General features: G+C 67.7%; 20 protein-coding genes. 8 read left to right on the top strand and 12 right to left on the bottom strand.

Annotation, left to right across the window (positions count from 1 at the left end):
* On the bottom strand, positions 1–296 hold a 296-nt coding region (locus F464_RS29370), incomplete at its 3' end, for an ABC transporter permease subunit (RefSeq protein WP_026295878.1).
* Positions 297–759: 463 nt separating this feature from the next.
* Between F464_RS29370 and F464_RS0123230 the strand changes: the two genes are divergently transcribed.
* Both F464_RS0123230 and F464_RS0123235 read left to right on the top strand, forming a co-directional pair.
* On the top strand, positions 760–1,656 hold the full coding sequence (locus tag F464_RS0123230) for a TetR/AcrR family transcriptional regulator (protein WP_018992260.1): 897 nt from the start codon (positions 760–762) through the stop codon (positions 1,654–1,656).
* An 87-nt stretch (positions 1,657–1,743) separates the two neighbouring features.
* Positions 1,744–2,391 carry a phosphoribosyltransferase gene (locus F464_RS0123235; protein WP_018992261.1) on the top strand — a complete coding sequence of 216 codons (648 nt, stop codon included), beginning with the start codon at positions 1,744–1,746 and terminating at the stop codon, positions 2,389–2,391.
* Here F464_RS0123235 and F464_RS0123240 read toward each other — a convergent pair.
* Complete coding sequence (locus F464_RS0123240) at positions 2,364–5,105, bottom strand: cation-translocating P-type ATPase (protein WP_018992262.1); 2,742 nt, start codon at positions 5,103–5,105, stop codon at positions 2,364–2,366. The two genes, F464_RS0123235 and F464_RS0123240, sit on opposite strands and share 28 nt — an antisense overlap.
* A gap of 314 nt (positions 5,106–5,419) precedes the next feature.
* Here F464_RS0123240 and F464_RS0123245 point away from each other — a divergent pair, with 314 nt between their 5' ends.
* Together F464_RS0123245 and F464_RS0123250 are read left to right on the top strand one after the other, a co-directional pair.
* Positions 5,420–7,576 (top strand): HDOD domain-containing protein, encoded by a 2,157-nt coding sequence (locus tag F464_RS0123245; protein WP_018992263.1) that lies wholly within the window; start codon positions 5,420–5,422, stop codon positions 7,574–7,576.
* Positions 7,577–7,623: 47 nt separating this feature from the next.
* Positions 7,624–9,816: a putative bifunctional diguanylate cyclase/phosphodiesterase gene (locus F464_RS0123250; RefSeq protein WP_018992264.1), complete on the top strand. Its 2,193-nt coding sequence runs from the start codon at positions 7,624–7,626 to the stop codon at positions 9,814–9,816.
* Between the two features lie 24 nt (positions 9,817–9,840).
* On the opposite strand, the gene F464_RS0123255 is transcribed toward F464_RS0123250, so the two are convergent.
* From F464_RS0123255 to sufB, 7 genes are read right to left on the bottom strand one after another with little or no spacing between them, the layout of a single operon-like run.
* A complete protein-coding gene (locus F464_RS0123255; RefSeq protein WP_232429020.1) occupies positions 9,841–10,152 on the bottom strand; it encodes a Rieske (2Fe-2S) protein in 312 nt (103 codons plus the stop codon).
* Positions 10,153–10,163: 11 nt separating this feature from the next.
* Complete coding sequence (locus F464_RS0123260; protein ID WP_018992266.1) at positions 10,164–10,538, bottom strand: SUF system Fe-S cluster assembly protein; 375 nt, start codon at positions 10,536–10,538, stop codon at positions 10,164–10,166.
* A gap of 28 nt (positions 10,539–10,566) precedes the next feature.
* On the bottom strand, positions 10,567–11,058 hold the full coding sequence (gene sufU / locus F464_RS0123265) for a Fe-S cluster assembly sulfur transfer protein SufU (protein WP_018992267.1): 492 nt from the start codon (positions 11,056–11,058) through the stop codon (positions 10,567–10,569).
* Positions 11,051–12,337 (bottom strand): cysteine desulfurase, encoded by a 1,287-nt coding sequence (locus F464_RS0123270; RefSeq protein WP_018992268.1) that lies wholly within the window; start codon positions 12,335–12,337, stop codon positions 11,051–11,053. The genes sufU and F464_RS0123270 overlap by 8 nt, the downstream gene beginning before the upstream one ends.
* Before the next feature lie 11 nt (positions 12,338–12,348).
* Entirely contained in the window at positions 12,349–13,680 is a 1,332-nt protein-coding gene (gene sufD / locus F464_RS0123275; RefSeq protein ID WP_051092344.1) for a Fe-S cluster assembly protein SufD, read from the bottom strand.
* Positions 13,677–14,459, bottom strand: coding sequence for a Fe-S cluster assembly ATPase SufC (gene sufC, locus F464_RS0123280; protein WP_018992270.1), 783 nt, complete (start codon positions 14,457–14,459; stop codon positions 13,677–13,679). Before sufC ends, sufD begins: the two co-directional genes overlap by 4 nt.
* A gap of 25 nt (positions 14,460–14,484) precedes the next feature.
* The gene (gene sufB, locus F464_RS0123285) at positions 14,485–15,933 is read right to left on the bottom strand and encodes a Fe-S cluster assembly protein SufB (RefSeq protein ID WP_018992271.1); all 1,449 of its coding nucleotides are present in this window, start codon (positions 15,931–15,933) and stop codon (positions 14,485–14,487) included.
* 208 nt (positions 15,934–16,141) lie between these two features.
* Between sufB and F464_RS29375 the strand changes: the two genes are divergently transcribed.
* The 4 genes from F464_RS29375 to F464_RS0123305 all read left to right on the top strand — a co-directional run bounded on the left by F464_RS29375 (position 16,142) and on the right by F464_RS0123305 (position 21,193).
* Positions 16,142–18,589: a Lon protease family protein gene (locus tag F464_RS29375; protein ID WP_018992272.1), complete on the top strand. Its 2,448-nt coding sequence runs from the start codon at positions 16,142–16,144 to the stop codon at positions 18,587–18,589.
* 143 nt (positions 18,590–18,732) lie between these two features.
* Positions 18,733–19,338, top strand: a complete 606-nt coding sequence (locus F464_RS0123295; RefSeq protein ID WP_018992273.1) for an isochorismatase family protein — start codon at positions 18,733–18,735, stop codon at positions 19,336–19,338.
* The gene (locus tag F464_RS0123300) at positions 19,335–20,723 is read left to right on the top strand and encodes a nicotinate phosphoribosyltransferase (RefSeq protein ID WP_018992274.1); all 1,389 of its coding nucleotides are present in this window, start codon (positions 19,335–19,337) and stop codon (positions 20,721–20,723) included. Before F464_RS0123295 ends, F464_RS0123300 begins: the two co-directional genes overlap by 4 nt.
* Positions 20,720–21,193, top strand: coding sequence for a YbhB/YbcL family Raf kinase inhibitor-like protein (locus F464_RS0123305; RefSeq protein ID WP_018992275.1), 474 nt, complete (start codon positions 20,720–20,722; stop codon positions 21,191–21,193). The genes F464_RS0123300 and F464_RS0123305 overlap by 4 nt, the downstream gene beginning before the upstream one ends.
* Before the next feature lie 11 nt (positions 21,194–21,204).
* On the opposite strand, the gene csgH is transcribed toward F464_RS0123305, so the two are convergent.
* The 3 genes from csgH to F464_RS29380 all read right to left on the bottom strand — a co-directional run bounded on the left by csgH (position 21,205) and on the right by F464_RS29380 (position 23,378).
* Positions 21,205–21,597: a curli-like amyloid fiber formation chaperone CsgH gene (csgH, locus tag F464_RS0123310; protein ID WP_018992276.1), complete on the bottom strand. Its 393-nt coding sequence runs from the start codon at positions 21,595–21,597 to the stop codon at positions 21,205–21,207.
* 56 nt (positions 21,598–21,653) lie between these two features.
* A complete protein-coding gene (locus F464_RS0123315; protein ID WP_018992277.1) occupies positions 21,654–22,769 on the bottom strand; it encodes a hypothetical protein in 1,116 nt (371 codons plus the stop codon).
* 108 nt (positions 22,770–22,877) lie between these two features.
* A complete protein-coding gene (locus tag F464_RS29380; RefSeq protein WP_157354116.1) occupies positions 22,878–23,378 on the bottom strand; it encodes a hypothetical protein in 501 nt (166 codons plus the stop codon).
* Between the last annotated feature and the right edge of the window lie 107 nt (positions 23,379–23,485).

Raw genomic sequence — 23,485 nt, forward strand, 5'->3', positions numbered from 1 at the left:
GCGTTCCACGCCAGCACGCCCGCGAGGCGCCCCTTCTGGCCGCTATGCAGCGCGCCTCGCGCATCGATCGCGGCGGCGAGCACGCCCGCGCCCAGCAGCAGCCACAGCGTCGCCGGCACGCTGCCGGTCTGGATCATGGCCAGAGTCAGCGCGCCGTACGCGACGAACTCCCCCTGCGGTATGAAGATCACCCGCGTCACGGCAAACACCAGCACCAGCGCGAGCGCGAGCAGCGCATAGATCGCACCGTTGGTGATGCCGTCCTGTGCGAGCAACAGCGCTATCTGGAAATCCATGGACGAACCCCGACCGTCCGCGACAAGGCGCGGAAACACAAGAGATGGAAGGAAGAAAGCCGCGTGCGCGCCGCGGCCAGGCGCACGCTAGGCGGACTTCAGGGACGCCGTGCCGGAACGCAGGACAAGGGAACCGGGAACGGGTTCGCCGGGAGGGGGCCCGGCGGCGGGGGCGGTGGTCATTGCGTGTTGTCTCCGTTTTTTTGGCCGCACCGAAGCGGGTGCGGCGGGTGGCGGTCTCTGTGGCCGCTCTCGCGTCTTGCTCCCGCAGGCGTACGCCCTGACGGTGCCCGACCAAGCTACAGACTCGCAACAACCTTGTCAAACACTTGTTCAAGTAGTCTAATTACCAGCATGGGATCGCCGTGGCGCTACCCGCGCCCGGCAGTCTCCTCCGGACATGCAGCCCGGAGCCCTGCACGCTATGATTCCCGCCCGACAACCAATTTCCGCCACGCCCCTGATGACATCCGCTTCGGCCGTCACCCACGACGATTCGACTTCTTCCTCGACCGAGGCCGAGATCCTGCGGCTGTCGCGCGAGGAACCCGGACTCGGGCAGGCCGCCGTCGCGGAACGCCTGCGCCGCGCCGGCCTGACGATCTCCGCGTCGGGCGTGCGCTACATCTGGCAGAAGCACGGGCTGGAGACCACCGCCAAGCGCCTGCAGGCGCTCGTGGACGCCACCCCGACAGGCCTCGCCGCGCTCACCGACACCCAGCGCGAGCTCCTCGAACGCGGCACGCTCAGCGCGCAGCTCGCAAGCTGCGCCGGAGACGGTTCGGGTGACAAGGACGAGCCGCTCGATCGCCGCCAGATCATCCTCAGCGCCGCCGCCGAACTCTTCTCCGACCAGGGCTACGATCGCAGCTCGATCCGCGACATCGCGCGCAAGGTCGGCCTGCTGCCCGGCTCCGTCTACCACCACTTCGCATCCAAGGACGAGCTCTACCTCGCCGTCCACCGCGAAGGCTTCAAGCGCGTGATGAGCACGATCACACGGGAGATCGAAGCGCTTTCCGATCCCTGGGAGCGCCTGCGCCGCGCCTGCGAGGTGCACGTCGCGCAGATGATCGAAGGCCCGGCGGTCGAACGCATCACCGGGCACAACCTCGCGCTCATCGGCAATCAGGAGCTCCTCGCCAAGATCCAGCCCGCGCGCGAAGCCTACGAACAGCTCTTCCGCGACCTCATCAACGCCCTGCCCGTCGCAGCCGGCACCGACCGCTCGCTGCTGCGCCTCTTCCTGCTCGGCGGCATGAACTGGGTATACCTGTGGTATCGCGAAGGCCGCCGCACCCCCCGGCAGATCGCCGATGCGATGGTCGAGATGGTGCGCCGGGGCGTCGCGCCGTCCTGAGCCCCCACCACCACCGGGGCCGGCGCCCCGTTTCCTTGCCTTTCCGCCCCGATCCACCATAGTTGAAACGGATGATCGGAGACGGCCATGTTCAAGGACAGGGAAGACGCCGCACGCCAGCTCGCGGCAATGTTCAAGGGGCGCCCGCTGAAGGATCCGCTGGTGCTGGCGATACCGCGCGGCGGCGTCGTCACCGGCGCCGTGCTCGCACGCGAACTCGGTGCGGAACTGGACGTCGTCCTCGCCCGCAAGCTGCGCGCGCGCTATGACCCCGAACTCGCCGTCGGTGCGATCGGCGAGGACGGCGAGGAGTACCTCGCCGACTTTGCACGCTCGGTGATCGGCATCGATGACGAATACCTCCAGCGCGAGCGCGCCCACCAGATCGCCGAGATCGACCGCCGCAAGGAACGTTTCCGCGCCGTGCGCCCTGCGGCCGAAATCACCGGACGTTCGGTCATCGTCACCGACGACGGCGTGGCGACCGGCGCGACGATGCTCGCGGCGCTGCACGTGATCCGCGCGCAGCAACCGCACGAGCTGATCGTCGCTGTCCCGGTCGCACCGCCCGAAACGCTGGACACCCTCGCCCGCCACTGCGACCACGTCGAATGCGTGCTGAAGCCCGCGTGGCTCGGCGGCATCAGCGGCTTCTACGGCGACTTCACGCAGGTCGAGGACGAGGAGGCCTTGCGCCTGCTGCGCGACTACCGCCGTCCCGCACCCCAACCGTAGCCACAAGCGTCCCGATCGCGCGGCGGCGACTTGCGCCGCGCCCGACGCCGCAACCACGCCTTGCGTCCCTCCTCCAGCGCCACCATCGCGAGCGCCAGCGGCAGCATCCGCATCCACGTCCCGGCATCCAGCGGCGCCGTGCCGAAGATGGCATTGCCGACGGGCAGATAGACGATCGCGGCGATCAGCACGAGTTCCGACCCCAATCCCCACAGCAGCAGCGGATTGGCTGCCAGACCCGGGGGCCAGGCCGCCCGCCGCACGTCGCGGCACAGGAACAGGTTCGCGACCTGCATCACGACGATCGTCGCCAGGCAGGCCGTGGTCGCCTCAAGATACAAAGGATCCAGCCGGCCTAGCCCCACGCCGCGCACCCAGCCACCCGCCGCGAGCACACCGAAGAACACGGCGAGCGACGCGGCCGCCTCCAGCACGCCAAGGAAGAGGTAGGCACGCACGATCAGCGCCCCATCCACCAGACGTGCGCTGCGCGGGCGCGGCGGCCGCGTCATCAGTCCCGGTGATGGCTGCTCGGCGCCGAGCGCGAGCGCCGGCAGCATGTCGGTGCCGAGGTCGACGGCCAGGATCTGGATCACCGTCAACGGCAGGGGGACGCGCAGCAACACGAACACCAGGCCCGGGACCAGTTCGGGAATGTTGGACGTGAGGATGTAGGTCAGGAACTTACGCAGGTTCTCGAACACCGCGCGCCCTTCCTCGATCGCGCTGACGATGCTCGCGAAGTGGTCGTCCAGCAGCACCATGTCCGCTGCCTCCTTGGCGACGTCGGTGCCGCCGCGCCCCATTGCGATGCCGATGTCCGCCGCCCGCAGCGCCGGCGCATCGTTCACGCCGTCCCCCGTCACCGCGACCACCTCGCCGCGCCGCTGCAGGGCCTGGACGACGCGCAGCTTGTCCTCGGCCGTGACGCGCGCGCAGATCACCTCCGGGCTCTCCAGCGCCAAGGCGAGCTGTGCCGTGTTCATGCGCGCAAGATCCTCGCCGCGCAGCACCCGCGGGGCATCCCCGGTGAGGCCGATCTCGCGCCCGATCGCAACGGCCGTCGCCGCGTAGTCCCCGGTCACCATGATCACGCGGATGCCCGCCGCGCGGCAGCGGACCACGGCTTCGCGCACGTCCGGCCGCGGCGGATCCTCGATGCCGGCGAGTCCTTCGAGGATCAGGTCCCGCTCGGCCGTGTCGTCGGCCACCGTCTCGCCGGCATCGAGCCGGCGCCGCGCCAGCGCGATCACCCGCAGACCCCGCCGCGCCATTGCGTCCAGCGCGCCACGGATGACGTTCTCGTCCACCGCCGCGAGTCCTCCGTCGGGGGCGCGCTGCAGCGCGCAACGCGGCACGACGAGCTCTGGTGCCCCTTTGCACAGCAACCAGACGTCGCTTCCATCCTCCGCCGCCACCGACATGCGGTTGCGCCCCGTCTCGAACGGCAGCTCGGCGACCCGCATGCCCGACTCGCGCACGCCCCATGCCGCGGCACACTCGACCAGCGCGACTTCCATCGGATCCCCCGCGTAGCCGCCTTCGGCATCCGCGTCGGCCCGCAGGCTGTGGCACCCCGCCGCGACCGCCAGCAGCCCCGCCAGCTCCGCCGTCACGCCCGCCCCATTCGCGCCCTCCGCCCCTTCCGGGCGCGCCATCCGCACCCTGCCTCCGGCCATCAGGTTCACGACGCGCATGCGGTTCTCGGTCAGCGTCCCGGTCTTGTCGGTGCAGATCACCGTCGTCGCGCCGAGCGCCTCGACCGCCGGCAGGTGGCGCACCAGCGCATTGCGCCGCGCCATGCGCTGCGTCGCCATCGCGAGCGACAGGGTCACGGTCGGCAGCAGCCCCTCGGGCACGTTCGCAACGATGATCGCGATCGCGAACAGCGCGCTGTCCCAGAAGGGCACGCCGATCGCGCGCCCGACGAAGAAGAACACCACGCCCAGCGCCGTGGCCGCGAGCGCGACCAGCCGCGACAGGCGGGCGATCTCCAGCGCCAGCGGCGACGGCCGCTCCTCCGTGTGCTGGCTCAGGTGCGCGATGCGGCCGAACTCGGTGTGCATGCCGGTCGCGAAAACCACAGCCCGCGCACGTCCGGCCACGACGGAAGTCCCCGCAAGCACGAGGTTGCGCGCATCCTCGGCCCCTGCGGCCTCCACCGCTTCGGCCACCCGCCCCACCGGCCGCGACTCGCCCGTCACCGTCGCGGCATTCACGCGCAGGCCCAGTGCCTCGATCACGCGGCAGTCAGCCGGAACGTTGTCGCCCGCTTCCAACGCGATCACGTCGCCGGGCACGAGATCCTGCGCCAGCACCGTCTCCAGTTTCCCGTCGCGACAGGCCAGTGCGCGCTGCGGCAGCAGCGCCGCCAGCGCCTCGATCGCCCGCTCTGCGCGGTACTCCTGCCAGAACGAGAAGCCGCCGTTCACGAAGATCACGCCGACGATCGCCGCGGCAAGCGCACCCATGCCCTGCCCCGGATCGAACCGGTCGGCGACCAGCGCAAGCGCCGCGGCAATCCACAAGATAATCGCGAAAAAATGGGTGAATTCGCGGGCGAAACGCAGCGCGAGCAGCTGCCGCGGACGGGCCTCGACGCGGTTGCAGCCGAAGGTCGCAAGGCGACGCGCGGCCTCGGCGACGCCCAAGCCCTCGCGCCCCGTTGCGAGCCCCTCCAGCACCTGCTCGACCTGTCCGCGCCAGATATCCATCCCTGTCCCCGGTCCGCATCGTGCCGCAGGCTCCTCCTGCCCGACCCTTTCAGGCTCTGCGACCTGTTTTCAGCATGGACCGCGATAGCCGCTGCGCAATGGCCGCAGGGATCGGATCCGCGTGAAAATTGCACACTTCAACAAAATAAGCGTTGCCTTATGCCACGCAGGCCTACGTAGACGCCGAATCTTCCGTTACTATCACTTACAGATTACTATCGGCAGGCAGTAAGCGTGCGGCGCCCCCGGGCGAAGCGCGCAGGCGGCAGTACCCATCACGGACAGTGGGAATCGGCGATCGAATAATCGAGCCAATGCGCGATCTACAGCTTCCGCAAACCGTCACCGCTGCAATCGAAGGCGCGAACGTCCCCCCGTTGCCGCAGGTGCTGCTGCGCCTGATCCAGCAGCTCGACGACGAATCCTCGACGATCGACGCCCTCGCCACCATCGTGAGCCAGGATCCCGCGCTCAGCGCACGCATCCTGACCGCAGCCAATTCCGCCGCGTTTTACCGCAGCACCCCTGCGAGCGACATCAAGTCCTGCGTCTCCCTGCTCGGGACCCGCATGGTGCGCTCGATGGCCACCTGCCTCGCGGTCAAGCGCCTGTTCGACACCGACCCCGGAACCGTCGCCGTCGATCTCACCGACTTCTGGCGCCATTCGCTGCTGGTGGCCGAGACGAGCCGCGCGATGGCGGCCGCGACCGGCTATCCGCACCCCGGCGAGGCCTATCTCGCCGGGCTCCTGCACGATGTGGGCCAGCTCGTGCTCACATCGTCGCTGGGGGAACAGTACGCGTGGCTGCTCTCGCAGACCGGCGACGAAGACAAGCTGATCGAGCTCGAACGCGCCAGCCTGTCCACCGACCACTGCGAAGTGGGCACCTGGCTCGCCGACCAGTGGCGCCTCGACAGCGGTCTTGCCGATGCGCTGCTGTTCCACCATGCGAGTGCAGAGGAGATCGCCACCGCCTCGAACCTGCCCCGCCTGGTGTGGTTCGCCGACGCGCTCGCGCGCGGCGTGTCCGGCCTCGCCCCGTTCGAGGAACTCGCCGCGACGCTCTTCGGCACCGATTCGGGTTTCGACACGGGACGGATCCTGGCCCGCGCCCTCGACCACGTGCAGGTCATCGCCACCGCGATGGGAGTCGCGGCACGACCGGAGGCCGACGACGCCACCCCGCAGCGCACGCTCCCCAACGTCACGATCCTCGCCCCCGCCACAGCCCCCCATGAAGCGGACCGCGCGCTGGCCGAGCGCATCCGCGACATGGCGGTCATGCACCCCTTGCAGCAGGACCTGTTCGAACTCGCCAGCGAGACCGAACTGCTGAACGCCCTGCGCGAATCCGCGCGCATCCTGTTCGAACTGCCGCGCATGGGCTTCCTGCTCATCGACCGCGACTCGGGCGAGCTGACCGGCGGCGACATCGCCGGCCAGGCCGCCATCTTCCGCCAGACGCGCATCCCGCGCGGCACCGACGCCGGGCTCGCGACGCGCGCGATCGCCGAGCGCGAAGTCCGCAGCAGCTTCGACGACGCCCGACCGTCACGCGAATCCCTGCTCGACCGCCAGCTCGCGCGTGCGTTCGGCAGCGAAGGCGTCCTCGCGGTCCCGATGGTCGGCAAACGCCGCACCGTCGGCGTCATGCTTTTCGCCCTCGGCCACACCGACCAGATGCGGCTCAAGCGCCGCACGCCCTGGCTGCTGAACTTCGGCCGCATCGGCGGCGTGTGCGTCGAGGCGTGGCAGGACGCGACCGCCTGCCGCAAGCAGGCCGAGGACGAAGCATCCGCAGCCTTCCGCCGCCAGGCACGGCGCATCGTGCATGAAGCGGGCAACCCGCTCGGGATCATCAAGAGCTACCTGCGCATCCTCGACCAGAAGCTGCCGGAAAACAGCGACGTGCGACACGAGATCGACGTGCTGCGCGACGAGATCGACCGCGTTGCCGGCATCGTTCGGCGCATGAACGAGGTGCCGACACCGACCGGCACCACGACGTCCGTAGCGGTCAACGCGCTGGTGCGCGAACTGCTCGCCCTGTACGGCGCTCCGCTGTTCGGCGACAAGGGCATTGCCGTCACCAGCCGGTTCGGCGACGACGCAGAACACGCGGCCTGCGACCCCGACAGCCTGAAACAAATTCTCGTTAACCTGTGGAAGAACGCCGCCGAGGCGACGCCCCGAGGTGGGCGCTTCGATATCTCCGTGCTCGACGGCGTCGTGCAGAATGGGCGGCGATACGTCGAGATCCGCATGGAAGACACTGGTGCCGGGATGCCCGAGGAGGCGATCCGCAACCTGTCCTTCCCGGATCAGGCGCACAGCAGTGCCGACCGCGGCCACGGCCTGTCCATCGTGGGCAGCATCGCAGCCAGGATCGGATGCAGAATTACATGCCGCAGCAAGGCGGGCGCGGGCACGACGCTCTCGCTCCTGCTGCCGTGCGTCCAGGTTTCATGATGCTTGCGAGCCAGCGCGCTGCGTGACACTCGCTCCGGAGAAATTCCATGGAGATTGGCAAGAGCCTGTTCACGGCAGCCAAGGCCTCGACGGCCGCGCAATCCCTCGCGCGGGTGCTGATCGTCGACGACGAACCGCGCATACGTGACGCCTACGGAGCGCTCCTGGCCGCGGATGGACGCGAGATCCTCGCCTGCGCCAACGGCGCCGACGCCATCGCACAGCTCGGCAGCATCGACGTCGATGTCATGGTGCTGGACCTGCACCTGCCCGACATGCATGGCACCGAGATCATGGCGTGGATGGGCGATGCCGGCATCGACACCTCCGTAGTCGTCTTCAGCGGCGACGACGCGATCGATTCCGCGATCCTCGCAATGCGGCGCGGCGCCTGCGAGTTCATCCGCAAGCACGCCGACCCCGAGGACCTGATCCGCACGGTCGACAAGGCCATCAGCCGACGCCGCCTCGAACGCGAGAACGCGCGCATGACCGCGCGCCTCGAAGAGTCCGAACGCCTGCACCGCTTCCTCGTCGAATACTCGCCCGACATCATCTACACGCTCGACCCGGAAGGCCGCTTCGTCTTCCTCAACCGCCGCATCGAATCCCTGCTCGGCTACAACCGCGGCGAGCTGGTGGGCAAGCACTACTCCGTGATCGTGCACCCCATGGACCTGGAGCAGGCTCGCAGTGCCTTTGCCGAGCGCCGGGTCGGCCTGCGCGCGACGACCAACCAGGAAATCCGCCTGCGCTGCCGCAACCTCGACGTGCGCAGCTTCGAGAACCGCACCATCGTCGCGATGCTGAGTTCGCAGGGCATCTACCAGCAGGAAGTCGATGAAGGCGACCAAGGCGAAGCGAAGCGCTTCGTGGGCACGGCCGGCGTCCTGCGCGACATCACCGAGCGCAAGCACGCCGAGGAGACGATCAGCTACCAGACCTATCACGACCTCCTCACCGGCCTGCCCAACCGCGTCCTGTTCCGCGACCGCCTCAACCTCGCGATCAGCCAGGCGCGCCGGCGCGGCGAAGTGGTCGGGCTGATGTACATCGACCTCGACCGCTTCAAGCTCGTGAACGATACCCACGGTCAGCTCGAAGGCGACGAATTGCTCAAGAGCGTCGCCCGGCGCGTGCGCGAATGCCTGCGTGCCGGCGACACGATGTCGCGCCAGAGCGGCGACGAATTCACCATCCTGCTGCCGGACATCTCGGACGCGGAGGCCGTGCGCACGATCGCGGAAAAAATCACCGCGGCGCTGAAGACGCCGTTCACCGTCGGCGGGCGCGACTTCCGCTGCACGGCAAGCATCGGTATCGCGGTATTCCCCGACGACGCCGAAACGCCCGACCACCTGATGCGCGACGCCGACATCGCGATGTGCCAGGTCAAGGTGCAGGGCAAGAACGGCTTCCTGCGCTACACACCGGAGATGAGCCGCAATCACAGCGAGCGCGTGGACCTCGACAACGAGCTGCGCATCGCGATCGAAAGCGGCCAGCTGATACTGCATTACCAGCCGCAGGTCGACATCCGCCTCGGCCGCGTCACGGGCGTCGAGGCGCTAGTGCGCTGGGAACACCCAGAACGCGGCCTGCTCGGGCCCAACACCTTCATCCCGCTCGCCGAGGAAGGCGGCCTAATTTTTGCGATCAGCGACTGGGTCCTCGACGAAGCCTGCCGCCAGCAGGCGAGCTGGATCAAGCGCGGCCTCACCAACCTGAAGGTTGCCGTGAATATCTCGCCCCTGGAGTTCACCCGCGCCGACATCGTCGAGCGCATCCTGCAGCCCATCCGCACCCACCAGCTGCCACCCGGGAGCATCGAGATCGAGATCACCGAAAACATGCTGATGGATGACGCCGAAACGGTCATCGCGAAGGTCCAGGAGCTGCGCACGCATGGCCTGCGCATCTCGATAGACGACTTCGGCACGCGCTTCTCGTCGCTGAATTACCTGCGCCGCTTCCCCGTCAATACCATCAAGATCGACCAATCCTTCGTCCGCGACCTCGAGACCACCGGCAGCCAGTCGCCGGTGATCAGCGCGATCGTCGGCATCGCCCGCGGTTTCGGCCTCAACGTATTGGCCGAGGGCGTCGAAACGGAACATCAGATCGATGCGCTGCGGCTGCACGGCTGCGACGTGATGCAGGGCTTCCGCTTCAGCCGGCCGGTGCCGCCGGAGGAGGTCGTGCGCTACATCGCCGCCCAACAGGCGCTGGAAACCACCTGAACGCCGCGCGACGGAACGGCCCCATCAGCGCGCGGGCGCTGCGCCGACCTGCACGATTCCGCCTTCCACACGCACCGCAAAGGTCGCAACAGGCTCGCACGCCGGCGGCGTGAGCGCCGCGCCCGTAACCAGCGAGAAGCGGGCACCGTGGCGCGGGCAGATCACCTCGTCGCCCTCCGTCACGCCCCACGACAAGGCCTCCTCCTCGTGGCTGCAGCGGTCCTCAATCGCGTAGAAGCGCCCACCCACGTTGAACACGGCGACTTCGCGCCCGTCCTCCAGCGCGACGACACGAACCGTTCCGTCGGCGAAGTCCTCCACCTTCGCGACGTCCACCCATTCCGCCGTCACAGCAGCCCCAATTCGAGGCGCGCGGCCTCGCTCATCTGCGCGGCCGACCACGGGGGGTCCCACACCAGCTCGACACTCGCCTCGCTGACGCCCGCCACCTCCTCGACCGCGCATTGCACCGTGCCGGGGAAGGTCTCCGCGACCGGGCAGCCCGGCGCCGTGAGGGTCATGCGCACGGCGACCCTGCCGGACTCCTCATCGACGTCGAGCCCGTAGATCAGGCCGAGGTCGTAGATGTTGACGGGGATTTCCGGGTCGTAAACGGTGCGCAGCGCGGCGATGACCTCGGCCCGCAGGCCCGTCTCCGGCGCCCCCTTCGCCTCTTCGGCCTTCAGCTTCTCGGCGCGGTGCAGCCAATCGAAGATGCCCATCTTGCGCCTCTTTCCCTTCCGTTCCCGCTTATCCATCTGCCGCCGGGGGCGGTTCCGCGCCCTCTTGCTCGTCCCGCTCGGTCGTCACCGGCACGGACTGGTCGCGCAGCGCCGCGAGCAGCGTATGCCACGCGAGCGTCGCGCACTTCACGCGCGCGGGGAATTCCGCGACGCCCGCCAGCACCTCCAGTTTGCCGAGCGGCGCTTCCTCCGCGGCCCCCTGGCCGGTCACCAGCGCATGGAAACCATCGAACAGCGCCTGCGCCTGGGCCTCGGTCTTCCCCTTCAGCGCCTCGCTCATCAGCGACGCCGACGCCGTCGAGATCGCGCAGCCGGTGCCCTCGAAGCGCACGTCCTCGATCACCCCGTCGCGCGTCTTCACGAACAGCGTGATGCGGTCGCCACACAGCGGGTTGAAGCCCTCGGCCTTGTGATTGGCATCCGCGAGCGCGCCGAAATTGCGCGGGCGCCGGCCGTGATCGATGATGAGTTCCTGATACAGGTCGCGCAGTTCAGGCATCGCCGAACACCTCCCGCACCTTCTCCAGCGCGGCGAACAGCGCCGCGACGTCCTCGTGCGTGTTGTACAGCGCGAACGACGCGCGCACGGTCGCCGCGACGCCGAAGCGCTCCATCAGCGGCATCGCGCAGTGGTGCCCGGTACGCACGGCCACGCCCTCGTGGTCGAGGATGGAACCGACGTCGTGCGCATGCACGTCCGCGAGCACGAAGGACAGGATCGCGGCCTTCTCCCGCGCCGTGCCGATCAGGCGCAGCCCCGCAAACGCGCGCGCCCGCTCCGTCGCATCGCGCAGCAAGGCGCTTTCGTGGGCCGCGATCGCATCGAAGCCGACGTCGCGCACGTAGCGCATCGCCTCCGCCAGCGCGATCGCGCCGGCGATGTTGGGGGTACCCGCCTCGAACTTGTACGGCAGGTCATTGTAGGTCGTGCGCGCGAAACTGACCTGCCGGATCATGTCGCCGCCGCCCTGCCACGGCGGCATCGCCTCCAGCAGCGCACGGCGCCCGTACAGCACGCCGGTGCCGGTCGGCCCGTACAGCTTGTGGCCCGAGAAGGCGTAGAAGTCGCAATCCAGTGCCTGCACGTCGATCGCCAGATGCGGCACTGCCTGCGCGCCGTCGAGCAACGCCGGCACGCCGCGCGCGTGCGCCAGCGCGATCAGCTCGCGCACCGGGTTGATCGTGCCCAGCGCGTTCGACACATGCGTCAGTCCGACGATGCGCGTGCGCGGCGACAGCAGGGCCTCGAAGGCTGCCACATCCAGCTCGCCGCGGTCATCGACCGGCACCACCTTCAGTACCGCCCCGCTGCGTTCGCACACGAGCTGCCACGGCACGATGTTGGAATGGTGCTCCATGCCGGTGATCAGGATCTCGTCACCGGCGCGGAGACGCGCCCCGAAGCTGTTGGCTACGAGATTGATCGCCTCCGTGGTGCCGCGCACGAACACGATCTCCTCGCGCTGCTCCGCGTTGAGGAAGTCCCGCGCGGTGTCGCGCGCAGCCTCGTAGGCGTCGGTCGCCTCCTGGCTCAGGCGATGCACGCCGCGATGCACGTTGGCGTTGAGGTGCGCGTAGTAATGCGCCTCGGCATCGATCACGCACTGCGGCTTCTGGCTCGTCGCGCCGTTGTCGAGATACACCAGCGGCCGGTCGTTCACCGTGCGCGAAAGGATGGGAAAATCGGCACGCCGACGTGCAATCCCGCCCGCCGCGCCCCCGGCGACTTTCTCGGCCGCCCTGCCCAGCGCTGCACGTTCCTTCGGGTCGTCGTGCATGGTCGGCCTCCTCACATCGCCTCCGGCAGCGCGCCCGGCAACAGCGATTCGAGCCGCGCCCGCAACGGGCCGTGTTCGATACCCGCGAGCGCATCCGCGGCAAAGGCCCGGATCAGTAGCGCCCGCGCATCGCTTTCCCCGATGCCGCGCGCACGCAGGTAATGCAGCTGGTCCGCGTCGAGCTGCCCGACCGTCGCGCCGTGCGCGCACTTCACGTCGTCGGCCCAGATCTCGAGCTGCGGCTTGGTGTCCACTTCGGCCTCTTCGGACAGCAGCAGGTTGCGGTTCGACTGCAGCGCGTCGGTACGCTGCGCATCCGGCCGCACGATCACGCGGCCGTTGAACACCGCCCTCGCCGCCTCGTCGAGCACGCCCTTGTACAGCTCGCGGCTGGTGCCCCGCGGCGAGGCGTGGTCGATGCAGGTATGGTGGTCGATGTGCTGCCGCCCGCTCCCCACGTACAGGCCCGCGAGCTTCGCATCGCACCCTTCGGCGCCGAGACGGGTCGTGATCGCGGCGCGCGAAAGCTGTCCGCCGAAGGCGAGCGCGTGCGACAGGAAGGCGCTGTCGCGCCCCTGCTCGGCGGAGACGTTCGCGAGATGGAAGCTCCTGCGCCCTTCCTGCTGCAGTTTCGTGTGCGCAATGCGCGCGCCGCGGCCGAGCACGATGCGCGTCAGCGTATCGCTCAGATAGCTCGCGCCGTCCGGCCCGACATGATGCTCGATCACCGTCGCGCTCGCGCCGTCTCCGGCGCGGATCAGGTTGCGCGGGAAGTTCGCGATGTCGCCTCGAGTGGTAACGAAGAGCAGATGCACCGGCGCTTCGAGCGCGACGCCCGCGGCGAGGTCGATCCACGCACCGTCGCTCCAGAACACGGAGTTCAAGGCGGCAAAACCGTCCGCTGCCTCGTCAGCGGCAGCGAAGAAGGCCTCCGCATCCTCCGTCCACGTATCGAGCGCCTGCGCCAGACTACCGATCCTCGCACCCTCAGGTAGCGTTGCCGGCAGCGGCATCGGCTGCGACAATCCCGGCACGAAACGGCCATCGACGAACACCATGCGGTGCGTGCCCTCGATCGCGTGGTGCAGCACCACCGTGCGCGCGTTGCCCGGCACGTCGGCCACCGCGTCCACGCCGAACGTCCGCCGCGCGATCGCCGCGACGCTGGTGTATTTCCAGTCCTCGTCGCGCGTCGTCGGCAGGCCGAGCGCGGCAAACCGTTCAAGCGCCTCGTCGCGGCTGCGCCGCAACCACGGCAGGGCCGCCCCCGGAAGCTGCACCGCCAGCGACGGATACGCCGACAGGAATCCCGGCACGCAGGGTTCTTCCGGACCAATTCTCATCCCGGCCCCCCCACCGATGCGGCGTGGCGCTTCTGCGCTTCCGCCTCCACCCAACCATAACCGCGCCGCTCCAGCTCCTGCGCCAGATCCGGCCCGCCCGACAGCGCGATCCGCCCCAGCGCAAGCACATGCACGCGATCGGGCCGAATGTAGTCGAGCAGGCGCTGGTAGTGCGTCACGAGAACCATCGCACGCTCGGGGCTGCGCATCGCATTGACGCCGTTCGCGACGACCTTCAGCGCGTCGATGTCCAGGCCCGAATCGGTCTCGTCGAGTATCGCCAGCCGCGGCTCCAGGACGGCCATCTGCAGGATCTCATTGCGCTTCTTCTCGCCGCCCGAGAACCCCTCGTTCACCGCCCGGTACAACAGGCTCTCGTCCATGTCCATGAGCTTGAGCTTGCCCTTCACCAGCGCGAGGAAGTCCACCGCATCGAGCTCGGCCTCGCCGCGGTGCCGGCGCATCGCGTTGAGCGCCGCCTTCAGCAGATAGATGTTCGCGACCCCGGGGATCTCCACCGGATACTGGAATGCGAGGAAGATGCCCTCGCGCGCGCGTTCCTCCGGCGCCAGCGCGAGCAGGTCGCGCCCCATGTAGCGGATCTCCCCCTGCGTCACGACGTAGCCTTCGCGCCCCGCCAGCACGTGCGCGAGCGTGCTCTTGCCGGAACCGTTGGGCCCCATGATCGCGTGCACCTCGCCCGCACGCACCTCAAGGTCCAGTCCGCGCAGGATGGGCTTGTCGTCGACCGTGACGTGCAGATTGCGGATCTCGAGCATGGTGCTCTCCCTCAGTTGCGTCCCCTCATCCGATGCTCCCCTCCAGGCTCACACCCAGCAGCTTCTGCGCCTCGACCGCGAACTCCATCGGCAACTGCTTGAACACCTCCTTGCAGAAGCCGGACACGATCAGCGACACGGCATCCTCGGCCGAAATCCCGCGGCTCTGGCAGTAGAAGAGCTGGTCCTCGCCGATGCGTGAAGTGGAGGCCTCGTGCTCGACACGCGCCGTCGGGTTCTTCACCTCGATGTAGGGGAAGGTATGCGCCGCGCAGCGGTCGCCGAGCAGCAGCGAGTCGCACTGCGTGTAGTTGCGCGCCCCCACCGCACTCTTCGCGACCTTCACGAGACCGCGATAGGCGTTGCTGCCATGCCCCGCCGAGATGCCCTTGGAGAGGATCGTGCTCCGCGTGTTGCGCCCCAGATGGATCATCTTCGTGCCGGTGTCGGCCTGCTGCCAGTGGTTCGTCAGCGCCACCGAATGGAACTCGCCCACCGAATTGTCGCCGCGCAGGATCACGCTCGGATACTTCCACGTGATCGCCGAACCGGTCTCCACCTGAGTCCACGAAATCTTCGAGTTCGCCTCACGGCAGTCGCCGCGCTTGGTCACGAAATTGTAGATGCCGCCCTTGCCCTCCTTGTCGCCCGGATACCAGTTCTGCACCGTCGAATACTTGATCTGCGCCCCTTCGAGCGCGATCAGCTCGACGACGGCGGCGTGCAACTGGTTCTCGTCGCGCATCGGCGCCGTGCAACCTTCGAGGTAACTCACGTAGGCGCCGCGGTCGGCGATGATCAACGTACGCTCGAACTGTCCGGTGTTGCGCGCGTTGATGCGGAAGTAGGTGGACAGCTCCATCGGGCAACGCACACCCGGCGGGATGTAGCAGAAGGACCCATCCGAGAACACCGCCGAATTGAGCGCAGCGAAGAAGTTGTCGGTGTAGGGCACGACCGAGCCGAGGTACTGCTGCACGAGCTCCGGATGGCTCTGCACGGCCTCGGAAAAGGAGCAGAACACGATGCCCAGCGACGCGAGCTTGTCCTTGAAGGTCGTCGCCACCGACACGCTGTCGAACACCGCGTCCACGGCGACACCGGCAAGCAGCTCGCGCTCCTGCAGCGGCACGCCGAGCTTCTCGTAAGTGCGCAGCAGTTCGGGATCGACCTCGGCGAGACTCTTCGGCCCGTCCGCCTTTCCACGCGGCGCCGAGTAATACACGATGTCCTGGTAGTCGATCGCCGGATGGCGCACGGTCGCCCAGTGCGGTTCCGTCATCGTGAGCCAGTGGCGGAACGCCTTCAGCCGCCACTCGAGCATGAAGGCCGGCTCCTGCTTCTTCGCCGAGATCACGCGAATCACGTCCTCGGACAGGCCGCGGGGCACGGCATCGACGTCCATCGGCGTGTAGAAGCCGTGGCGGTATTCCTGGCTGATCAGCTCGTCGAGCTGCACGGGGCGCTTGCCCATTCCGCGATCCTCCATGTCCGAAGCGCATGGCCATCCTCGGTTGGTGGACCCGGTCGCCCGCGTTTCGTTCCGGGCCATTCCCACGCGCTTGGCATGGTCTCTGCAATTCATGAACAAATAGCTCGCAAACTATCGCCCCATCCAGTTTAATTACAAGTGAAGCACCGGAAATCCGGAACGAATATCTGGATGCAGGAGAACCATTGCGATGCCCGCCATTCCTCCGCTCGAGCCGCGACAGCTGTGCACCCGCTGCGCCTCCGAGTTCCTCGACTTCAAGACCACCGAAACCCTGCCCGAACCCGACGAGATCTTCGGCCAGGAACGCGCCGTCGACGCCGTGCGTCTGGCGCTGGAGATCGACGCTCCCGGCTACAACCTCTTCGTCCTCGGCGAACCCGGCGGCGGGCGCCACGCCGCGGTGCGCCGCCTGCTGGAAGCCCACGCCGCCACACAGCCCGCGCCCGGCGACTGGATCTACATCAACAACTTCGCCGAACCGAACTACCCCCACGCGTTGCAGCTGCCGCCCGGACGCGGCGCCCAGTTCCGCGACGACATGCAGCAATTCGTCTCCGAACTCGGCCAGGCCATCGCCGCCGGCTTCGACAGCGACGAATATCGCGCGCGCATCGAATCCATCCAGGACGAGTTCAAGCAGCGCGAGGAAAGCGCCCTGCGTGCACTGGGCGACGAAGCGAGCGACAAGGGCATCGCCTTCCTGCGCACCCCGCAGGGTTTCGCCTTCGTGCCGATGAAGGGTGAGGAGAGCCTGGACCCGGAAGCCTTCAACGCCCTGCCCGAGGACGAACGCGAACGCATCGGCAAGCTCATCGAAGGCCTGCGCGAAAAGCTGCACAAGCTGCTGCAGCAGTTCCCGCGCCAACGCCGCGAAATGCAGGCACGTATCCGCGACGCCAGCCGCGAGACGCTGGAGCTCGCGGTCGGCCACCTCATCGAGGAACTGAAGGAGCGCCACGCGGACCTGCCCGCGATCCAGACCTTCCTCGACAAGGTGCTGCGCGACGTCGTCGAAGTCGGCCAGGAACTGCGCGAACAGGCGAGCAAGAGCGATTCGTCCGGCCCGTCCGAGGGCGGCATCTCGGCGCAGCGCTACCAGGTCAACCTGGTCGTCGACCAGGATGGACGGAAGACTGCGCCGATCGTGTTCGAGGACCACCCGACCTTTCCCAACCTCGTCGGCCGCGTCGACCAGATCGCCCACATGGGCACCCTGGTCACCAATTTCACGCTGATCCGCGCCGGCGCCCTGCATCGCGCCAACGGTGGCTACCTGATCCTCGACGCCGAAAAAGTGCTGACCCAGGCCTATGCGTGGGAAGGCCTGAAGCGCTCGCTGAAGTCCGGACAGGTACGCATCGAGTCGCTCGCCCAGGTCTTCGGCTGGGTCGGCTCGCTCCCGCTGGAGCCGGACCCCATCCCGCTATCGGTTAAGGTCGTGCTGGTCGGCCTGCGCCGCCACTACTACCTGCTGAAGGCGCTCGACCCGGAATTCGACGAACTCTTCAAGATCGGCGCCGACTTCGAGGACGCCGTCGAGCGCAATCCCGACAACACGCGCCACTACCTGCGCAAGGCAGCTGCGCTCGCCCGCCAGCAAGGCCTGCTGCCGCTCGACCGCGACGCCGCCGGCCGCCTCGTCGAGTACGCCTCGCGCCTCGCCGAAGACGCCGGCAAGCTGTCGACCCGTACGCGCGAACTCGCCGACCTGTTGCGCGAAGCCGACCACGTCGCACGCGCCGCGGGCCACCCCGCCATGCAGCGCCCCGACATCGAGGCCGCACTCGCGGCCCGCATCGAACGCGCCGACCGCCTGCGCGATGCCGTCCACGACGCCGTCCTGCGCGACACCCTTCTTATCTCGACCAGCGGCGCCGAAGTGGGCCAGATCAACGGCCTCGCGGTCATCGACCTCGGCGACTTCATGTTCGGCCGCCCCACGCGCATCACTGCGACCGCACGGCTGGGCGACGGCGACGTCGTCGACATCGAGCGCAAGGCCGAACTCGGCAAGTCCATCCACACCAAGGGCGTGATGATCCTGTCGGCCTGTCTCGCGTCGCGCTACGCGCAGAATCGGCCCCTGTCGCTGTCAGCCAGCCTCGTGTTCGAACAGTCCTACGGCCCGGTCGAAGGCGACAGCGCCTCGCTCGCCGAACTGTGCGCACTGCTGTCCGCATTGTCGGGCGTGCCCATCCGCCAGTCGCTCGCGATCACCGGCTCGATCAACCAGCACGGCAAGGTGCAGGCGATCGGCGGCGTGAACGAGAAGATCGAGGGCTTCTTCGACATCTGCAAGGCACGCGGGCTCACCGGCGAGCAGGGCGTCCTCATCCCCTCCTCCAACATCAAACACCTGATGCTGCGCGACGACGTCGTGCAGGCGGCAGCCGCGGGGCGCTTCCACGTCTATCCAGTGACCACCGTCGACGAGGCGATCACGCTCCTCACCGGCATCGCGGCCGGCGAAGCCGATGCCCGGGGCGCCTACCCCGAAGGCAGCGTGAACCAGCGCATCGAGGCCCGCATCAACGAACTCATCGCCCTGCGCAAGGAATTCGGCGGCGGCAAGCGCAGCGCCAAGGGCAATGGCAAGAGCGCACGGACGCAGGAGCCGGATGGAGGTCTAAAGTAAGGGAATCGGCCCGACCCTGAACGCCCGTTCGGGCCGCGCCTGTCGAAGCCCCCCAATTGCCCTTCGACGAGATCCGGGCGAACGAAGGCGTATTGGACGCCGATTGGACGCCGGGCTGATGATGGAAAGACCCGAGGTGCACGATGCAAAGCCCCCCCGCACCGATCACCCTGCAGCCCGGCGATGCGCTGCTCATCGTCGATGTGCAGAACGACTTTCTCCCGGGCGGCAGCCTCGCCGTACGGCAGGGCGATGACGTCGTTGCGCCGCTGAACGCACTGATCGCCCGCTGCACGCAGCTCCGCCTGCCCATCGTCGCCACGCGCGACTGGCACCCGACGGACCACTGCTCGTTCCGCGAGCGCGGCGGTCCATGGCCGCCACACTGCGTCGCCGGCACCCCCGGCGCTGCCTTCGCGCTGCCCCTTGCCCTGCCCGGATCCGCCACCATCGTCTCCAAGGCGGTCACCCCGGACCTCGACGCCTACTCCGGCTTCGGCGGCACCGACCTGCACGACCGGCTCCAGGCCGCAGGCGTGCGCCGCCTGCTCGTCGGCGGGCTTGCCACCGACTACTGCATCCTGAACACCGTGCGCGACGGCCTCGCCAACGGCTACGAAGTGATTCTGCTCACCGACGCGATCCGCGCCGTAGACGTCACGCCCGGCGACGGTCAGCGCGCCATCGACGAAATGACGCGGCTCGGCGCACGCGCGATCGCATCCGCCGACATCGGGAATCCCGCATGAACCCGTCCGCCTCCGCGCTGCTCACCGACCTCTACCAGCTCACGATGCTGCAGGCCTATTTCGACGGCGGCATGACGAAGACGGCATCGTTCGAATTCTTCGTTCGACGGCTGCCCGAACACCGCAACTTCCTCGTCGCGGCCGGGTTGGAACAGGTCCTCGACTACCTCGAGACCCTGCGCTTCAGCGACGAGGAACTCGCGTGGCTCGCCGACTGCGGGCGCTTCCACCGCCGCTTCGTCGATTGGCTCGCAACGCTGCGCTTCACCGGCGACGTCGAAGCGATGCCCGAAGGCACGGTGTTCTTCGCCGACGAACCCATCCTGCGCGTCACCGCCCCCCTGCCCCAGGCACAGCTCGTCGAGACCCGCATCATCAACCTGCTGCAGTTCCAGACCATGGTCGCCTCCAAGGCCGCGCGCTGCACGCTCGCCGCCCACGGCCGCCTGCTGGTCGATTTCGGCCTGCGCCGCGCACACGGCGCCGAGGCGGGCCTGCTCTCCGCGCGCGCGAGCCATCTCGCCGGCTTCGACGGCACTGCGACGGTCGCGGCCGGCATGAAATGGAGCATCCCGCTGTACGGCACGATGGCCCACTCCTTCATCCAGGCCCACGACGACGAAGCCGTCGCGTTCGAGCACTTCGCCCGCTCGCAGCCCACGGCGAACACGATGCTCATCGACACCTACGACACCGAATCCGCCGCAAGCAAACTCGCCGCCCTGGCCGCCCGCCTCGCGCCCGACGGCATCGCGATCCAGGCCGTGCGCATCGACAGCGGCGACCTCGCCGAGCACGCCCGCCGCGTGCGCGCGATCCTCGACGGAGAAGGCCTGCCCAAGGTGCGCATCTTCGTCAGCGGCAACCTCGACGAATACGCCGTGCGCGATCTGGTCGCCTGCGGTGCGCCGATCGACGGCTTCGGTGTCGGCACGCGCATGAACACCTCGGCGGACCAGCCTTGGCTCGATTGCGCCTACAAGTTGCAGGAATACGACGGCCAGCCGCGGCGCAAGCGCTCGGAAGGCAAGGCGACGTGGCCCGGCCGCAAGCAGGTCTACCGGCACCGCGACACCGACGGCTGCCTCGCCGGCGACCTGCTCACGACCATCGACGATCCCGCGGACGGAGAGCCCCTGCTCGTCCCCGTGCTGCACGCCGGCAAACGCCTCGCCCCATCACCACCGCTCGCCGCGGTGCGCGCCCACGCTGCCGCAAACCTTGCGGCGCTCCCACCCCACCTGCGGCAGATCGCCCCCGCCGAAGCGCCGCCGGTCACCGTTTCCGAGACCCTGCACAAGCTCGCGGAAACCGTCGACCGGCGCCTGGAATCCACCTCGCCGTGGCGCACTGAAGCCGGCACCCGACAGGAGAACCCGTCATGAGCCTGACACTCACATCGATCGTCTTCGAACATGGAAAGGCGATACCGGCCGCGTACACCTGCGAAGGCCGCAACGTGTCGCCCCCGCTCGCCTGGAGCGGCGCCCCGCCGGGCACACGGAGTCTCGTACTGATCGTCGATGACCCCGACGCCCCCGATCCCGCTGCGCCCAAGATGACCTGGGTACACTGGGTGCTGTACAACATCCCCACGACTGCGGAAGGTCTGCCCGAAGCCGTTGCAACGGCAGCCCTGCCGCCCGGCTCGCTCGAAGGCCTCAACGACTGGAAACGCACCGGCTACGGCGGCCCCTGCCCGCCCATCGGCCGTCACCGCTACTTCCACAAGCTCTACGCGCTTGATACCGTCCTGCCCGATCTCGCGCACCCGACGAAGACCCGCCTCGAAACCGAAATGCGCGGCCACGTCCTTGCGCAGACAGAACTCATCGGTACCTTCCAGCGCCACTAGCGCGAAGACGATCAGTCCGGCAACTGCAGACTCAGATCGCCGACCGGCACGTCCCCATCGAGCACGCGCAGGACCACCTCACAATGGTCGTGCGCGCCGAGTTCAATCTGCACAGTGGCGAGCGAACGGTCCGAATCCCCTTGCAAGGCGAGATGCCCGCCCTGGCGTGTGCTTGAGCGACCGGAGGGCCCTTCCTTGCTCGTGCTCATTTCGTAGCGGAGCGCGCGGCCCGCATCTGCGGCAACGTGAGGCACCACCGTCCACCGGTTGCCGTCCCTCGTCACCTCTGCCCAGAGACGCACCCCGGAAGATGCAGCCATGGCGTCAATCCCTCCCGCCAACAGCAAGATCAGAGCACATCGCCACCACGGCACGTCCATGGAATAACCGCCGACAGACTTCATTGGTCGGGTGTTCCCGGGGGCCAATCCCCCGGCAACACCCTCCGGATCAGGAAAGATCAGTTCTGCACGACCTTCGCGAAGTTGCCACCACCACCCGACTGATTGACGGTCGCGACATGATTGAAACCGCTCTGATCCACGATCGCCAGATTATGGCTCGACGATCCACCGAAGCCCGACTGGTTGATGGTCGCCACCAGCAGGGTTCCGGTCTGCGAAATCGCCGCGTCATTGAACAGGCCGGACTGATTGACCGTCGCCAGGTTATCCGCACCGAGCTGGCTGATCTGAGCCGTGGAATTGATTGCGTTGGTCTGTGTCACGACAGCGCCGTTGAGATCCCCCGTCTGAACGATCGAGGCACTCGAGCCATCGCTGATCGCGGTCTGCGACACCGACGCGTTGTTGCCGGTCCCCGTCTGCGAAATCGAAGCGGAGGCGAACCACGAATCGTCCTGCAGCGTCGACGCATGCTGGTTGGCCCCCAGCTGGTTGATGGTCGCACTATCCCCCTGCGTCACGTTCTGGACGATCGTCGCCGAACTGTCCGGCCCCGTCTGATTGATCAACGCCGTATTGGTCGCGGTACCCCCGCCGAATGCCACGCCACTCTGCGTGATCGAAGCGACGGAACGTTGCGAGAGATCGATCTGGTTGATCGTGCCCACCGCATTGGTCGCCCCGTTCACTTGATTGATGCTCGCGACGGCTCCATCCGTCATCGCGCCGCCGGTATTGGTACCGAGCTGGTTGATCGTCGCATTATCGTTGCTGCCCTGTTGAAGAATCGCGGCACTGGCCACGTTCGCCCAACCGGCGGGAGAATTGTCCTGCGTGATCGCTGCAGCATTCGCCGTGCCCGCCTGGCTGATCGAGGCCTGGGCGGCAATCAGGTCGTGCTGACTGATGGTCGCGGTGTTGAAGGAGCCCGTGCTCGACACGTTCGCCGCCGGACCATTGACGAAGATCTGGTTCACCGTGGCCGTATTGGACGTACCGTCCTGCATTACCGTTGCCGTCGTCAGCAAACCAAAGTTGGCATTGCTTTGCGTAACGTTGGCGACGTTGTCCGCCCCGTTCTGGCTCACCGTGGATTCCGCCGCCCAAGCGGACGAAGCCATCCCATAGGCGGCAAGAATGGCGAATGCGATCGTGCTGAGTTTTCTTTTCATGATTGAATCTCCGGACCTTTGTTGGCTGACTGCTCATGTTTTGGGGAAAGTCCCTAAGCTCGGCCTTCCCCGACCCCTTGCTCGAATTCAGGGCCGAGCACCCCTTGTTCAATTCTGTTGCGTGACCCGCGCCACGTTGTTGTTGCCCGTCTGCGTAACGATTGCCCGCAGCCCCTCGCCCAACTGGATGATCTGTACGAGGTTATTGACGCCCCGCTGTGTCACCACCGCCTCGTCGCCCGAACCTGCCTGAACGACACCCGCCTGGTTGCCACGCCCGTCCTGGGAGAGAAACACCTTGTTGAAGTCCCCCGACTGGACGATTTCAGCCAGGTTGCGATCGCCGACCTGACGCGCGGCGATCACATGCTGCCCGCCCGTCTGTACCGCGGAGAGCTCATTCGCCTTGCCCGCCTGCAGGATGTCGGCCACGCTCTGGCCTGACGAAACGCTGCCGCCGAGCTGGGTCGCTTGAAGACTCGCGGCACCCGCCAGTTCGTCATCGGGCGCCAGATCCCCAAGCATCCCGGCGGCGACCGGAGGCGATGCAACCAGCGACGCCAGCAAAGTGCCGACGACCATTGCCTGACGGACGAAAGGAAGAATCACCGAATGCCCCTGCGCGATTACGATGGGCGCAGCTTGCTCCGCCGTCGCCGGCCCGCACAATCAGGCAAGCAGCGGTGGCAACCGGTGGTCAGGTACTACGATGTTTT

Source organism: Aromatoleum toluclasticum ATCC 700605 (genome assembly GCF_000378245.1).
Lineage (GTDB): Bacteria > Pseudomonadota > Gammaproteobacteria > Burkholderiales > Rhodocyclaceae > Aromatoleum > Aromatoleum toluclasticum.